The organism is Cryobacterium sp. TMT1-2-2, assembly GCF_004403505.1.
GTDB classification, from domain to species: Bacteria; Actinomycetota; Actinomycetes; order Actinomycetales; family Microbacteriaceae; genus Cryobacterium; species Cryobacterium flavum.
Map to the genome: position 1 here is coordinate 1 of NZ_SOGS01000014.1, position 14,169 is coordinate 14,169.

The following is a 14,169-nucleotide window of genomic DNA, read 5'->3' on the forward strand; positions in this document are numbered from 1 at the left end:
ATGCGACGCTATGCCGCCCATGACTGGCGCTCCGATGCAACGAACCTGCTGATCATTTCGCCCACCGGAGGCGGGAAAACCTATCTCGCCTGCGCCCTGGCTATCGGCGCCTGCGAGAGCGAGCATTCGGTGCTCTACTTCCGGATGGACGACCTCGCCCGAAAGCTCGTCATTGCTCGCGGCGACGCCATCGCCCACCAGAAACTGTTGAACGAGCTGTCGAACGTCGACCTGCTCATCATCGATGACTTCCTCACCGTCGGCATCGACAGCGACGCTGGCAACGATTTGTTCGCGATCCTCGCCAACAGGGAGCACCGGCTCCCGACGATGATCGCCTCGCAGACCGGACCCGCGCACTGGGTCGCCGAGCTGCCGGACCGAGTTGCAGCGGACTCGATCGTGAACCGCCTGGCCAACAACGCCCGCATCATCAAACTCGGCCAGATCGACATGCGCCAGCAGCGCAACGACCAAGCCCGCGCCCAGAANAGCGCAACGACCAAGCCCGCGCCCAGAAGGACTACTGGGAATAACACCACGGCGGCCCGGGCACCAAGCCCGGGCCGCTACCACCTCGTCAGAACTTTGCTACCAACTGCGTGGACTGGCGCTACCATCAAGCGCTACTCGCCATCCAGAGCGATACGCGAACTTTGAGCCGGTTGCGGAGGCGATTCTGGTCGCTCTGACTCGCGTTTCGAGCGTTTCCGAATCGTCGCGGATCGTGTTCCCGCTTGCTGCCGGTACGTACACGAACACCGGCAGCTTCGGGTGGCGCATAGATCCGTTCACGGGCGAGCGGCGTTTTCACTCGGGCAGTGATCTCGCGGCCCCACTGGGCACGCCGATCCTCGCGGTCGCAGACGGCGTCGTGAGCTTCGCCGGGCAGCGCGGAACCTACGGCGGGCTGATCACCATCGATCACACTGTTGGTGGCGAGCGGGTCACCTCCTATAACGCGCACATGTACGACCAGGGCATGCACGTCGCGGTCGGCGACAGCGTCGTCGCCGGTCAGCACATCGGTGACGTCGGTTCCGCGGGCAAGTCAACCGGCCCGCACCTGCATCTCGAGATCCACCCTGCCGGGTCAACCCAACCGGCGATCAATGCCGTGGACTGGCTGGCGGCCCACGGTGCCACCGACATGACTTCAGCCACAAGCGGATGCCCGGTGGTGTGAAATGGATGTCTTTCCAGATTTCGGTGCCGTCGGCGGCGCTTCAGAGTTGAAAAGCATCGTCGGCGCCCTGCTGACGTTCGTGCTCATCATCGCGGTGCTCATGATGATCATCAGCGGGGTGACTTGGGCGCTCGCCTCGGCGTACGGCAACGTTCAAACAGCCACTCGGGCACGGATGGGTGTCTGGGTAGCCTGTGTCGCGGCGGCACTTGGTGGTGCTGGCCTGGCTTGGGTCAACTTTCTGTTGGATGTAGGCTCGACACTTTGAAAGGCATTTTCTGCGCCCTCCGCGAGTTGCGCGAGTCCGCACAATTTCACAATCTCGGGACTTCCATCACCAACGGTGAGCACGACCATTCGAGAAAAGCCGCCTGTGACGTAATTGTGAGCAGGGCTGCGTCGGCTTGAGGCATTCTTGTATCCGTCCAGTGGAGTGCGGGATCGTCGCCCGCCAGCGTGTAACGACTCAGCCTTTCAGACCAGAACCAATCATGTCGTCGGACAACTCGATGCCGACAAGTCTCAGCCGTCCCATGACCACTCGACGCTCACGCAGCTGTATTCTCATCGTCTCCGTGTATCTACATATTGAAGGCAGTTACAGCTGTCAGCTATGGGATTTGCTGTTCAATCAAGATAGCGAACGTTCGTTTGTTTCGATCGGTCTGATTCTGGAGGGTCCAAAGCAACAGATGCGTGCTCCGGATCTTCCGTCGGCAGCCTTCCTCTGGCGGTATTTGACGTGGCAACATGCTGCGCTTCCCACATTTTTGAGTAGAGCCCCCCCGCCAGCAGCAAGCTGTCGTGAGTCCCTTGCTCGACGATACGGCCCTGGTCGAGCACATAGATAAGGTCGCACTCCGTGACGGTGGCGAGTCTGTGAGCGATAAAGATTACAGTTGACTGCCGAAGATTCTCGAAAATCTCATCGACGATCACGTTTTCAGTGAGCGCATCGAGGTCGCTCGTCACCTCATCGAAAATGTAAACGTCGACCTCTTTGAGGAGGACACGGGCCAACCCGAGTCTCTTGCGCTCTCCCCCAGATAAGCCGGCTCCTGCTTCTTCAAGAACTGTTTCCATCTGATGGGGAAGTTGGCCAACAAAAGTGTCTGCGCTAGCCCGCCTGAGCGCTGCGCGCACGCTCGAATCACTCGCATCTGGCATGGACATACGCACGTTGTCTGCCACCGTTCTCGAATATAGAGCGATAGATTGAGGGACATATCCGACGGACCGGCGAACTTCTTGAGAGCCAATCTCGCGGAGATCGATTCCTCCGATTGCAATTTCTCCGCGCTCGGGCTTGTGCATCTTCAAAATCAACTTGGCGATCGTCGATTTCCCGCCACCGCTTGGTCCGACAAATGCAACTTTGGCACCGCGTTCTACATCGAACGTGACTTCATCGAGCGCAAGCTCGCGCATGCTGTAGCGGAACGAGACATTGTCAAAAGAAACGCGGCCCGCGTCTGGCGAGTCGCGGATCCTTTCCGGTCGCTCATCCGATTCACTCTGTAGGTCAAAAATTTCACCGACCCTGCGAAGTGCAAGGTTTGCCTCTTGCCATTGAAGCTGGAGTCCGATCAAACGGGTGACTGGGTCGATGAAGAACGCTGACAGCGCTACGAAGGCTGTCAGCGTACCCAATGTAAGGTCGCCGCCCATTATTCGAGAAGCGCCATAAAACAACAGAATGAGACTCACAAGCGCCTGAATCAGTGAGGTCAAAGTCGATTGTGCATTGCCAAGCATCCCCTCTCGGAATGAGTAGCGGAGGCTCCGGACGTATTCACGCTCCAGACCCTCCATCTCGCGATCTTCGTTCGCTTCGAGTTTGATCCCCTCCACCCCACGGAGCCCTTCGATGATCCGCCCGTTCAGAACGGACACCTGTTCCATCTGGCGTTGGTTGACTTTGCGAAATGGCCGACGGAAAGCGAATACCAGAACTGTTGAAACCAGCACGAAAAGGGCGATCACGATGAAGAGATCCGGTTCCATAATGTAGAGCACCACACCGGTAATGGCCGCCATCACGACATCCATGACGACAGTTAGCGCGGCGCTCGTAAGCACGTTCTTAATTGTCACAGCGTCGCCGAAACGGGTGAGGACGTCACCCACAGAGCGTGATGCGAAGAACGAGATCGGAAGACTGTACACATGCCGGAAATACCCGAGAATCAGAGGAATATCTATTCGTTGAGACAGGTGCAGCACGATCGATTGCCTGATAAAGAAAAGGGAATGCTGGACAAGATTAATGACGAGAAAGAATATAAACACCGGAACAAGCAGTTGCTCGAGGTTGAAGGGAAGTATCTCGTCGAACAGGACCTTCGTTACCATCGACCCCGAAATCCCAAGAACCGTTAGCACTAAAGAGCTGACAAGTGCCCACGCGAAGAGCCCCCGCTGAGGCGTCAAAAGCCGGACAAACCTCGTAAGGTTTGACGACGGCTTTCCCCGATCCTTGACAAATTTGGAAGCTGGGCCGAACAAGACGAGTACGCCCGTGAAGCGGTCAAGGAAATCGTCTGCTGCGACACGAGCAATACGCTCTTCGCCGGGGTCCCCGATTACAAGTTTGCCCCGGCGGGATCCATGAATCACAACGAAGTGGGAGTCACCAGCGGCATTCGTGACCTGAGCGATGGCCGGCACGCTGTAGTCCGAAAGTAGACCTTCCCTATCGACTCTCACCGCGGTCGACTCCAGGCCAAGTTCCTCGGCTGCTCGGAGCAACCCTCGAAGACTTGCGCCACGAACCCCCACACCCATCGCGTCGCGAAGTCCAGTGATTGTCACTCGCCTTCCGTGGGCAGCCGCCACTGAAGCGAGGCAGGCAGCGGCGCAGTCGGATTGGTCGTGCTGCTGGATGTGAACCTTGTGCATGCGTTCTCCTGTTGAGAAGTGGGTGCTTGATTGTGGCTGCGACGATTCTTGCTTCGGAAGGGCGCGTAGATAGAGGCCAGTTACAGTCGAGAAGTCACCCGAGTCCGAGCATCTCCCTGAAGTACTGCAAATATGTGACTTCGCTGTAAACCAGCTCTGCCTGGATTGCGGTGCCGTTCCCGAGCTCATGTTGCGCGCCATCACGATCGGCGGTGAAGAACTGTTCAAGTTTCAGCTCGACGACAAAGAAGCTCTGGTCGCCTGATGGCACCCCGCTGGTACCACCCGGCAGCAGCGTGATGTCGTTGTCGATTCCTGACACCACGCCGTCGATCTTGTCGTAGAGAAGCGACGGCAAACCAAGTACCGAGACTTTCACCCGGTCACCGACCCCAACAAACTGACGGTCGGGAACGGCGATCATTACACGAGTTGTCAGATCCCCATTGGCGGAGGCGATCGTTCCTAGAGTCTCTCCGGCTGCAATCACCGTTCCCGGTTTCACGCCGGGGTCGAGAAAAACCTCGCCAGATGCTGCAGCGAGAACAGAGTATGACGCGCCGCCTGTATCTATTGCAGATAGGCGAATCTGAACCTCTTCCATCTGCCGCCGTATTTCTGCTGCTTTTTCCAGCGATTCGCTCATGGCTGAGGTACTAAGCTCGTCGGCACTGAGTTGATTGGATTTAATGGCGTTCTGAATTTCTGTTTCCGAGTAGCCGATTTCTCGCATGCTGGCAGGATCAACACGAAGTTTGGCAATCTGCGTATTCAAAGTCTCATATTGGTAGTAGTACAAGGATTCAGAAGGGTTTTCCGGGTCAAATCCGTTGGCCCGCTCGTCGAGGGCGTTCGCGTAGCGATCCTGAAATGCGAGCGATGCTCTGAGCATGTCGGATTGGGCAACGAGGCTCTGCTTCTCAACAGACAGATCTGGACTGTCTAGTCGGATCATGGTTGCGCTCTGCTCGACAATAGAGCCATTTGGCGTCAATACCTCAAGCACTGATCCCGTGACAGTACTCATTACCTCCGTGCGATTTGCGCTCTGCACTACACCGCTACCCTGGACGACGCTCGGCTTTATCGTCGTCGCGGACCAGTAGAGACCAGCGACGAGGACGATCAGCGTCAACGCAATAATGAAAAATCCGAAGGCAGGCGGTCGTTTTTCGTAAAGAATCCGGCTGTCGGTCAATTCATCGAGTCGTATTGTTCGCAAGGCCAATCCTGCCTATTCCGTGACCGCGAACACATCTACTGAGATGACCGGTCCCTCATCTGCGACATGGACGACGTAGAAGGTTCCACTGAGATTCACGTCGTTTTCGTATGAATAGACGGCGAGTTTGCTATAGACGATAGACATATCTGCAGCTCGCCCGTGGAAACTGGCCATGACGCAAGACGAAACTTCTACGTGAGTTCGAAATTTGAAGACACCAGCGGTTTGAAGGGGTTCGCTCGACTGCCGAAGTAATTCACCGCGCATCGCCCCGCGGCCATCAGCAAGGCGCGGACCGGACTTCTGCACTAATGGGCCCCGCGCGCGAGCACCATTCGAACGAAGGAACCGAGCAAGGCTCGTGGCTGCGTTTCGGATACTTTCTTCATCAGCTGCGTTTATCTGGACCGAGACGACATTTTCGAGTATTAGGGAGCGTGGATATCGGATCTCAATTGGCGCGTTCATGTATTTCCTTGGCCGATGGGTATTGACGCACTCCGAGAGAACGAATGAGTCTCTTCTATCAAGAAGACTCGCGAGTTCGACGCCGAATAGGCACCGAACTCGCGAGCAACTCGAGATCTAGATCATCGAGTAGAACTTGTTCTCGAATCCGCTCATGAGAATTCCACCTGCAATGAGTCCCACCATTCCGATCACGCTGCCGCGAACGCCCCACTTCACCTGCTGATACTCGCTATTTCGCAAGCCTGCATAATATGCCCGCTCGCCCGCTACCTGTCCGATGGCGTAAATGCCACCGCCGACTGCGATAGCTCCAGCGATAATCGCCAAGACTGGTACGGCCCCGCCATCGATCTCATCGAACTCGTCCTCGAGAATTGTGTTGTATCGCACGGGCATGTCAAGTAGAGCTGTCATTTTTTCCTCCGCGTACCGAGCGAGGCGTTCCTCGCTTCGGCATCAGAGTATCGACAAACGTTACAGATGTCTATGTAATTACAACATTTGGAGTTACGACGTTTGCGTTTGCCTTTCGCCGATAAGTTCATTGCGTTTGGGAGTGAGCGGACAACTCCAGCAGTGCACCAAGGTGGCCATCGAATGCCCGCCTTCCGGAGCTAGTCAGCCACACAGTCGTCGTACGCCGGGAATCGGCCCGTTCAGGCGAGGTTTGCTTTGAGGTCGAGATGTACCCAATCTCCGCCAAACTACGGATCGTCTTGGAGAGATTGGCCTCACTCACTTGCAGCATTTCTGTCAACGCGCTGAATTCGACGGCCTGGATTGGGCGGAGCATCGCACACAGCCGCAGCCTGGTCGGCGCGTGGATCGCGTCGTCAAAATTGGACTCAGTGCCCACGTTCGATTTCCCGTCCCACAGTCCGATGCAAGAGCCAGAGCCCAAGCGGGAGCAAAATAGCCGCTCCGGCAGAGGTAACCAATATCAGTTCACTCAGACCGAAATTTACGAGCGCGACAGACGCAACAAAGAGCCCAAGGAAGACCGCACCGAGAGCGATCGAGATCGCCAGGCTCCGGGGTCCCACGGGCCGCGCTATCGTCAGCCCCGTTTGCCGACGAAGAACGTTCTCGAGGCCAGTGAGCGAAATAGTTCCCAAAGCCGCTATCATCGTTACGGCCAAGACACTAGCGGTTATTGGCGAAGCCACGATCACCACTCCCAGGAGGGTCGATACCGGGATGAACCACCACGGCGAGCCCACTGCACGCTGAGCGAGCCGTCGGCGGTCTTCAGCGATGGTCTCAAGTTGCGTGCTGGCGTCGCCTGGCTGGCTACTATTGGGGAAGTTACTTTCCATACAGTTGAACATAAGACTTTCCTTCGAGTTAAGCAATAGTTCGCGAGGGACGGCGCTCATAAACGGTTCAACGAAGCGTGAGATGGCAAGGGACTTTAGGCTTCGGAATTAGGCCTGAGCAGCAATGGATTCAGCGAACAGGACCCAACCCAAGGGACTGACCGACGTCCCACCTCCGCGAGCGGCCAAGCAATTCCGCTCCGACTATTATGCGACCCGCGCTAGAGGTATCGCGACGGCTCGGTTGGTCGCGCTTTGCTCTTCGGTGTGCGCACACGGACCGCGTGCACCGTTCACCGATCGGGCCCGCTTCAAGAATCGAGATCCACGCGGGTTGATTTGACCCTCCGATCAGGTCGATACGCGGCGTCGTCGACCGGCAGCAGAAATATGCGCGATCACTGACTCCGTAGTGCTTTGGGCAAGCCGATCATCTAATGGCGATCCCGCCGGGAGCACCGCGCGAGCCATGACGGGTCCAAGCAACATGTCACAGATGAAGTCGACGTCGATGTCGCCAACGACGATCTCACCCCGAGCGACGGCAGATTCAAGGACCCGTGCAACATTGGAGCGGCGAGGAATTATGAACAATGAGAGAAAAGTTGCAAGCATCGCAGGTTCAGACCGCGCTGCTTCGAGAAACCCTGGAAGGCTGTTGCGGAAGACCGGTGATGCGAACATCTCGACCTCTTTTCTCTGAAGCGCCAAGAGGTCCTCGTAGAGAGACCCGGTGTCGACACCAGCGCCTGTACCGAACCGAAGCCTGATCACTTCGAATGCGATGTGCGCGACGCTGGGAAAGCGACGATAGAAAGTCGGCCTTGTGGTTCCCGCCTCCTCGACTAGCCGGTCCACCGTCAGCCCGGTGAACCCTTCACTCACCATGGCCTTTTCGGCCGCTGCCAACAACGCTTGCGTGATGCCGGCGACGTGGGGTCGGCCGCTTCGGTTGCTCTCCATTTTCCAACAATACCAGCCGCCTTAATTCCAATGTAGAGTCGAAAAGATACAATTGGTTATGTAACGTCGTCACATGCGAGCGGGGGCCCGGCAATGGGCGAACAAGGCAAGAAACTTATCAAGTTGGACGAGATGCTCGGCTCCGCGGATGGTAGATACTTTGGGTCCGGGTACCGCGATGTGAGGTATGCCCTAGCAGCCTCAAATCTTGAAGTTGGTGCAAGAACAACCATCCACAACGTTGGTTCCGTCCGTTATCCCGACCGCTGGTCTGTGAGTGCGGGCGGAACAGGACGCGTGCCGCACCTGAGCTCTGTGGACGCAATTGTCTTTCCCATTATGGCGTTGGAGGCGCTTTCCCACGCTGCGGACCGTGAGGAGCTGTCCTCCCTGTTCGTCGAGTCCATAGAGCTTCGCGCTGGACGGATGGCGTGGTTAGACTTGGAGACGGTGCCAATCTCGATGGAGATCGACGACAGCGAGGAGCGCCGAACCCTCACGAGCACGGTCGGCAATATCCGCGCTCGCGTGACGCTAAAGCGTGCCTCTGTTGACGATCGCGGGCAATTAGGATCGTCCCGCACCGAGCCAGCCACGGTGTACGGAGGTCTCTTCCAATCCGCTTTTTCTCGCTCCACTTCGACTCAACTTGCGCTGTCCGGCCTCGTTCTGAACGCAAGACACGAGAATACCGTTGGCTCTAAACTTCGGTCTGCGCCCGGGGTGGAAGCCGCCTATTGGCCCGCTATGACAGTGATCGATTATTTGGTCACTATGGGTCAGCTCACACAGGGAATCGTCTATGCCGCGGGCGCTACCGATCGCGCGCACGTCGGAACGCTTTGGATGCGAACGATGAAAATGTCTGTCAAAGGGCCACCCGCGTCGGTGCCCGGCGCATTTGGTACCAGGACGCACCTGCTCCGAGACTGCGCCATCGAACACGGCAGTCGACGCATTCACGATGTACTCGTCGAGTCATCGTCGACTACGGGCGTTCAAGCCCGCTCATCACTCGCCTACACAGAGAATTCGGAAGAATGAGCCACACTCTATCCCACCGGATTCGTCCCGAAATACTATTCAATCGCTCAGTGAGCGGTCTCGAGCAACACCTCGCTGATGAGAATGCGGCCTGGATTCTTGGCATTGCGGCTCAACGTCTAGTTTTGGTTCCGTTCGCGGCCGTAACGCTCGACCAGATCTCCTCTGACGCTGGATTAGCGGCCGGAAGGGTCGAGCTGTCATTCCCGACAATGCGCTCGATTGGCTCCGGCATACTCGATCACGAACGAGAGAGCATGAGGATAGTGCGTGAGAACGCCTTCGCAGCCTCAAGCACTCCTCTGGCCAGATTGGTCCACGTTTTCCGGTCCGTGGGAGAGAATCTGGCCAACGATATCGTCGTCCGCGCCGGGGTGCGAATTGCCGGCGAGTCACGTCACTTCTTCCCTGAACGGCGCCTCGACCCCTTTCGCACCTGGGCGAGTTTTGTGACGACGCAGTTGACAGAAGCACGTAACCGAGGCGACTTGCGTGCCGGCGTGAATATCTCCGAGACAGTAGAGGCCGTTTTAGCGGCCGGTATGCGAGTCAAAGATCTCATCAGCTTCCACGACGCGTGGCACGAGGCACCCGAACGATTCGAAACCGTCGTAACCGAACTCCTGAGTCCCCTCACACAAGCCCAACAAAAACTTCGTGGGTTCAGCGGGAGAAAAGAATGAGCAAGCCCAACGTGAACTCCCTCGCTGTCGTAACCGGAGCATCCGGCGGAATTGGCCGAGCGACTGCGCTTCGTCTACACGCCGCTGGATACGCGATCGTAGCTCACTATTTCACCAACGAGGCAAGCGCGAAGTCACTTAAATCAGAAATCGATAGCGATGGCGGGCATTGCTTCCTGGCGCGGGCCGACCTCGCAACCGCACAAGGGCTCCAAGCCCTTGTGGAGGCCGTTAACACGGTCCTCGATTCCGCCCTGCAGCTCCAATTGCACGCATTGGTCAACAACGCAGCACGTCTACTCGGACCGTCTTTCGGTACTGCTACTATCGATCAATTCGATGAATATTTTGCCTTGAACGCGAGAGCGCCATTCTTCCTTACACAGACTCTCGCTCAGCGAATGGCTCCGGGCGGTAGCATCGTGAATATCTCGTCTGCTGGTGTGCATTTCTCCAGCCCGAGCGATATTGTGTACGCAATGAGTAAGGCAGCCGTCGAATCCCTCACTGCGAACGCAGCCGAGGCTCTTGCGGCTCATCGGATCCGTATCAACACGGTTATTCCGGGTTTTACGGACAATGGACATGACGCGTTTAACAATCCGGATGTTCTTGCCTATATGTCTGGTTTTTCCGTACTCGGCGGCGTATCGAGGCCTTCGTTGGTAGCAGAAGCCGTCCTTTTTCTCCTGTCAGAAAATGCAGGTCGCACAACCGGGACGACTTTGGACGTCAGCGGCGGCAGCACCCTCGGAGCGCGGCCTAAACCCTCGATCTCTCTCAAGGATGTGGCTACCTAGGTGGTGGATGGAGCGACTCTCCTTCTTTGACACTGCCTATCTCGCAGATCCTCATCTAGATCGGTGCCGACCCGTTCAGCCTTATCTGACCAAATCTTGAGTTGTGAAAGCTCATCACGGAGTATCCAGACGGCAAGTCCGACGCTCAGCACGTGGACATCAAAGCTTTCCCTTTCGACCTTGCGCCTGATCTTTCGATCATCTGACCTCGCTTGCGGCGGCGGCGGCAATCGTTACTTGTTGTGCCGTCAAACTCATCGCTGGGGTGTTGGGCAAGGCGCCCCAACAAGACCTACGGAGAAGACCACCCCCGTAGATTCCTACGGAGTGTCGGTGGTTGCCCCAACCGCAGTCCGCTGACCTGGGTCACGTCCCGCTGAGTGGTGTAATTCCTCGTCTGCGTGCAGGTCAGTGTTTTTGATTATGCCGCAGTCAGCTCAGGAATGTGAATCACCCCGGTCAGCGTGCTCGCGTCAGCGTCGGTGAGAGCCACGTTGAGGGCATCCAGCTGGCGCATGGAGGCCTCCGAAAGGTATCGGCGAGAGCCAGCTTCCCACTCGTCGTGCTGTTCGACGAGGACGGCGCCGGCGAGGCGGAGCAGAGCGGCCGGGTTGGGGAACACTCCGACGACGTCGGTGCGTCGTTTGATCTCTTTGTTCACTCGTTCGATCGGGTTGGTGGACCAGATCTGACGCCAGTGCTTGGGCGGGAACCCGCAGAACGCGAGGATGTCTTCCCGGGCGTCTTGGAGCATCTGGGCGACCTTGGGGTGGGAGGGTGTGAGCACCCGGACGACCTCATCAAACTGCGCCTGAACATGCTTCGCGTCGGGCTGGGCGAAGATAGTGCGGATCATCGACGCGACCACCTCCTGACTGGCGCGCGGCACGATCGAGAGCACGTTTCGCATGAAATGCACCCGGCAGCGTTGCCAGCTGGCGCCTTGGAAAACGGTGCTGATCGCCTTCTTCAAACCGGTGTGGGCGTCGGAGATGACGAGCTTCACCCCGTCCAAACCGCGAGCACGGAGCGAACGCAGGAAGCCCGTCCAGAAGACCTCGTTCTCACTGTCACCGACGTCGAAACCGAGGACCTCGCGGCGCCCGTCGGAGGCGACGCCGATGGCGACGACCATCGCTTGGGAGATGACGCGGTGGTTAACGCGGGCTTTGCAGTATGTGGCGTCGAGGAACACATACGGGTACCCGGTTTCGCCCAGGTCGCGGAACGCGGCCACTTCCCCGTCCAGATCCGCACAAATCCGGGACACTTCGGACTTGGAGATGCCAGTGTCGGCGCCGAGGGCCTTGACCAGGTCGTCGACTTTCCGGGTCGAGACGCCGTGGAGGTAGGCCTCCATCACGACGGCGAACAAGGCCTGGTCGACCCGCCGGCGCTGCTCGAGCAGCGCGGGGAAGAACGACCCCTGGCGGAGCTTGGGGATCTTGAGGTTGAGGTCGCCGGCCGTTGTCGAGAGGAGCCGGGACCGGGTGCCGTTTCGCTGGGTGGTGCGGTCGGTGTTGCGCTCGAATCGGTCGGCACCGATGTGTGCGGTGGCCTCCGCATCGATGAGTTCTTGATAGAGCGTTTCGGTCGCCAACCGGATTCGATCAGTGACGTGGGTGAGTTTGAGATCCGCGAGGAGAGCAAGCAGGGCAGACTGGTCTAGAGCCATCGTGTGTTTGTGTCTTTCTGTGAGGAACTTTGAACGGTTTTCACTGACCATCGCACGGTGGCTCACTACGTCGACAATCCGACGTTCAACGCCGAGAAATTACACCACTCGCGGGGACGCAACCCTGACCTGTCAATTCCCAGGTGTTGACAACAGGCTAGGGATACTCTCCGTCAGTCCAATCCGCTGCCGTCTTCGTCACCCATGAAATCGCGCCCTTGATGTCAAATATTCTGCCGGGCAACTACAGGGTCATGATTTCGGACTCGAACCGGCGCCGCCAAAACTCCAACTCAAACAAGTGGCCTAACTCGGGGAACGCGGTGTGCCCCGCGCTCCTCCCTGTCGTACGCATCAAACGACACAGGGAGCCTCCGATGATCGATATTAATCCGAACGGCACGGGTCTGCCCGGCATCGAGCAGCTGCGCGTCATCGTCGGCGCGGTCATGACCATCGGCCTCGTGCTGAGCGTGCTCGCCCTCATCGTCGCGGCGATCGTCTGGGGATTCGGCGCCAACTCGTCCAACCCACACCTCGCCTCCCGCGGCAAAACCGGCGTGATGGTGGCCTGCGGTGCCGCGATCATCTGCGGCGCCGCCGTCACCCTCGTCAACTTCTTCTGGAACGTCGGCCAGTGCGTCTGACCCCGTTAGCGAGCGGTGCCAGAAATGAGCGTTTGCGACGTGCCGGTCGTAGCGGAAGTCTGCACCGGCGTCGGCGACGTCGCATCCTCTGTCGTGGCGGCACCGTTCGACTGGCTGGCCGGCGCGATGGGCTCCACTGCTGCCTGGCTCTTCGAATCCGTCTGGGCCGCCTTCGATACGACCACCCTCGTCGACCTCACCGACCCGACCTACATCGACGTCTACAACGTGCTCTTCGGCCTCGCCGTCTTCGTCACCCTGATCTTCTTCTGCCTGCAACTCATCACCGGCCTCGTGCACCGCGACCCGTCAGCGCTGCCCCGCGCCGCGATCGGCGTCGTCAAATCGGTCCTCGGATCCCCTCGTCGCCTACCGCGCCACCGCCGAACGGGCGCTTAACCGACTCGCCAAAGGTGACAGCTTTGTCGCCGAAGGGTATGTGCGCATCTTCCAGGTCGAGCGCGACGGCGAATTCATTCAACGCGAAGAGTTCGTTGCCAAGAAGATCGGCCATGATCTCGCGCGCACTAACTATCAGGTTACTAGAACCAATCGCTCGGCTCAGGGCAGCGAACAGGACGCTGCGGCAACGCAGACGGCAATCGTCAGCGAGACGGAAGCTGCTCACGCCAGCTCGGGGTGGTGAAACAGCGATGGCAGAGTCCTTGGTCGAGTGGGCATCCGGTGAACACGACGACGCGTTCGGAGCAAGCTCGTTGGAATATCTCGACGGGCCGCTCACTGCGGAGCCGCCGCATCCGATCAATTGGAACCTCCTCAGCGCCGACGACGCCGAGGCCGAATGGATCGAACTCAACCGCTGGGTGAACTGGCTACGACGCACCTACGGGCTGCCAACATCCGTCGTACCGCCGTTCTGGCATCGACACCCCGAACTCGTCTGGGAACTCTCCGCACTGCACCTGCACTGGCTCGGCGCCTACGACCCCGACCAGCACGGCTCAGCCCCGCTCGGCTGGCACCGAGACTTCGCGGATGCCCGCCAGCGACTTCGCGACTGGGTCGCGATCTCGGGCACGCGGCTTGAGCGCGACCGGCCGACCCGGCAGACTGCATGGCCAGGCGAACCGCCCGCCGATGCTGTCGAAGACGTGGTCATCGGCGATCGCGACGAGGACTTCGTGCAGTTCGTCGTCGACGACGTGGCCAGGCGGCGTGAGGCCGAGGCCGCTATCTATACTCGCGCCGAGTCGTCTTGATCCAAAAACTTGGCGCCCGGAACAGAGCGAGACTTGCGATG

Annotated in this window: 15 protein-coding genes and 1 pseudogene; 10 read left to right on the plus strand and 6 right to left on the minus strand. The window is 58.4% G+C overall.

Features of this window, described 5'->3' with window-relative positions; translation table 11 throughout:
- From E3T35_RS09065 to E3T35_RS09075, 3 genes are all read left to right on the plus strand, one after another.
- On the plus strand, positions 1–660 hold a 660-nt coding region (locus E3T35_RS09065), incomplete at its 5' end, for an ATP-binding protein (RefSeq protein ID WP_166789892.1).
- 67 nt (positions 661–727) lie between these two features.
- Positions 728–1,186: a M23 family metallopeptidase gene (locus E3T35_RS09070; RefSeq protein WP_166789893.1), complete on the plus strand. Its 459-nt coding sequence runs from the start codon at positions 728–730 to the stop codon at positions 1,184–1,186.
- A gap of 1 nt (position 1,187) precedes the next feature.
- Positions 1,188–1,454 (plus strand): DUF6112 family protein, encoded by a 267-nt coding sequence (locus E3T35_RS09075; protein WP_134378641.1) that lies wholly within the window; start codon positions 1,188–1,190, stop codon positions 1,452–1,454.
- Between the two features lie 359 nt (positions 1,455–1,813).
- Here E3T35_RS09075 and E3T35_RS09080 read toward each other — a convergent pair whose 3' ends face one another.
- From E3T35_RS09080 to E3T35_RS09100, 5 genes are all read right to left on the minus strand, one after another.
- Positions 1,814–4,084: a peptidase domain-containing ABC transporter gene (locus E3T35_RS09080; RefSeq protein ID WP_166789894.1), complete on the minus strand. Its 2,271-nt coding sequence runs from the start codon at positions 4,082–4,084 to the stop codon at positions 1,814–1,816.
- A 94-nt stretch (positions 4,085–4,178) separates the two neighbouring features.
- Positions 4,179–5,306 carry an HlyD family efflux transporter periplasmic adaptor subunit gene (locus E3T35_RS09085; protein ID WP_134378645.1) on the minus strand — a complete coding sequence of 376 codons (1,128 nt, stop codon included), beginning with the start codon at positions 5,304–5,306 and terminating at the stop codon, positions 4,179–4,181.
- Between the two features lie 588 nt (positions 5,307–5,894).
- Complete coding sequence (locus tag E3T35_RS09090; RefSeq protein WP_198421016.1) at positions 5,895–6,194, minus strand: hypothetical protein; 300 nt, start codon at positions 6,192–6,194, stop codon at positions 5,895–5,897.
- Between the two features lie 127 nt (positions 6,195–6,321).
- Positions 6,322–6,636 carry a transcriptional regulator gene (locus E3T35_RS09095; RefSeq protein ID WP_255577980.1) on the minus strand — a complete coding sequence of 105 codons (315 nt, stop codon included), beginning with the start codon at positions 6,634–6,636 and terminating at the stop codon, positions 6,322–6,324.
- An 811-nt stretch (positions 6,637–7,447) separates the two neighbouring features.
- Positions 7,448–8,059 (minus strand): TetR/AcrR family transcriptional regulator, encoded by a 612-nt coding sequence (locus E3T35_RS09100; protein WP_134378647.1) that lies wholly within the window; start codon positions 8,057–8,059, stop codon positions 7,448–7,450.
- Positions 8,060–8,152: 93 nt separating this feature from the next.
- Here E3T35_RS09100 and E3T35_RS09105 point away from each other — a divergent pair, with 93 nt between their 5' ends.
- From E3T35_RS09105 to E3T35_RS09115, 3 genes are read left to right on the plus strand one after another with little or no spacing between them, the layout of a single operon-like run.
- Entirely contained in the window at positions 8,153–9,103 is a 951-nt protein-coding gene (locus E3T35_RS09105; protein ID WP_134378649.1) for an AvrD family protein, read from the plus strand.
- A gap of 50 nt (positions 9,104–9,153) precedes the next feature.
- Positions 9,154–9,786, plus strand: coding sequence for a hypothetical protein (locus E3T35_RS09110; RefSeq protein WP_134378651.1), 633 nt, complete (start codon positions 9,154–9,156; stop codon positions 9,784–9,786).
- Positions 9,783–10,586 carry an SDR family NAD(P)-dependent oxidoreductase gene (locus E3T35_RS09115; RefSeq protein WP_134378653.1) on the plus strand — a complete coding sequence of 268 codons (804 nt, stop codon included), beginning with the start codon at positions 9,783–9,785 and terminating at the stop codon, positions 10,584–10,586. Before E3T35_RS09110 ends, E3T35_RS09115 begins: the two co-directional genes overlap by 4 nt.
- A 421-nt stretch (positions 10,587–11,007) precedes the next feature.
- On the opposite strand, the gene E3T35_RS09120 is transcribed toward E3T35_RS09115, so the two are convergent.
- Complete coding sequence (locus E3T35_RS09120; protein ID WP_134378655.1) at positions 11,008–12,261, minus strand: IS256 family transposase; 1,254 nt, start codon at positions 12,259–12,261, stop codon at positions 11,008–11,010.
- A 377-nt stretch (positions 12,262–12,638) separates the two neighbouring features.
- Here E3T35_RS09120 and E3T35_RS09125 point away from each other — a divergent pair, with 377 nt between their 5' ends.
- The 4 genes and pseudogenes from E3T35_RS09125 to E3T35_RS09140 all read left to right on the plus strand — a co-directional run bounded on the left by E3T35_RS09125 (position 12,639) and on the right by E3T35_RS09140 (position 14,128).
- A complete protein-coding gene (locus tag E3T35_RS09125; RefSeq protein WP_134378657.1) occupies positions 12,639–12,908 on the plus strand; it encodes a DUF6112 family protein in 270 nt (89 codons plus the stop codon).
- A 24-nt stretch (positions 12,909–12,932) separates the two neighbouring features.
- Positions 12,933–13,268 (plus strand): annotated as a pseudogene (locus E3T35_RS09130) (conjugal transfer protein TrbL); the annotation flags it as partial.
- A gap of 79 nt (positions 13,269–13,347) precedes the next feature.
- Positions 13,348–13,554: a hypothetical protein gene (locus E3T35_RS19460; RefSeq protein ID WP_174777092.1), complete on the plus strand. Its 207-nt coding sequence runs from the start codon at positions 13,348–13,350 to the stop codon at positions 13,552–13,554.
- Between the two features lie 7 nt (positions 13,555–13,561).
- Complete coding sequence (locus E3T35_RS09140; protein WP_241988792.1) at positions 13,562–14,128, plus strand: DUF4913 domain-containing protein; 567 nt, start codon at positions 13,562–13,564, stop codon at positions 14,126–14,128.
- Positions 14,129–14,169 lie beyond the last annotated feature (41 nt).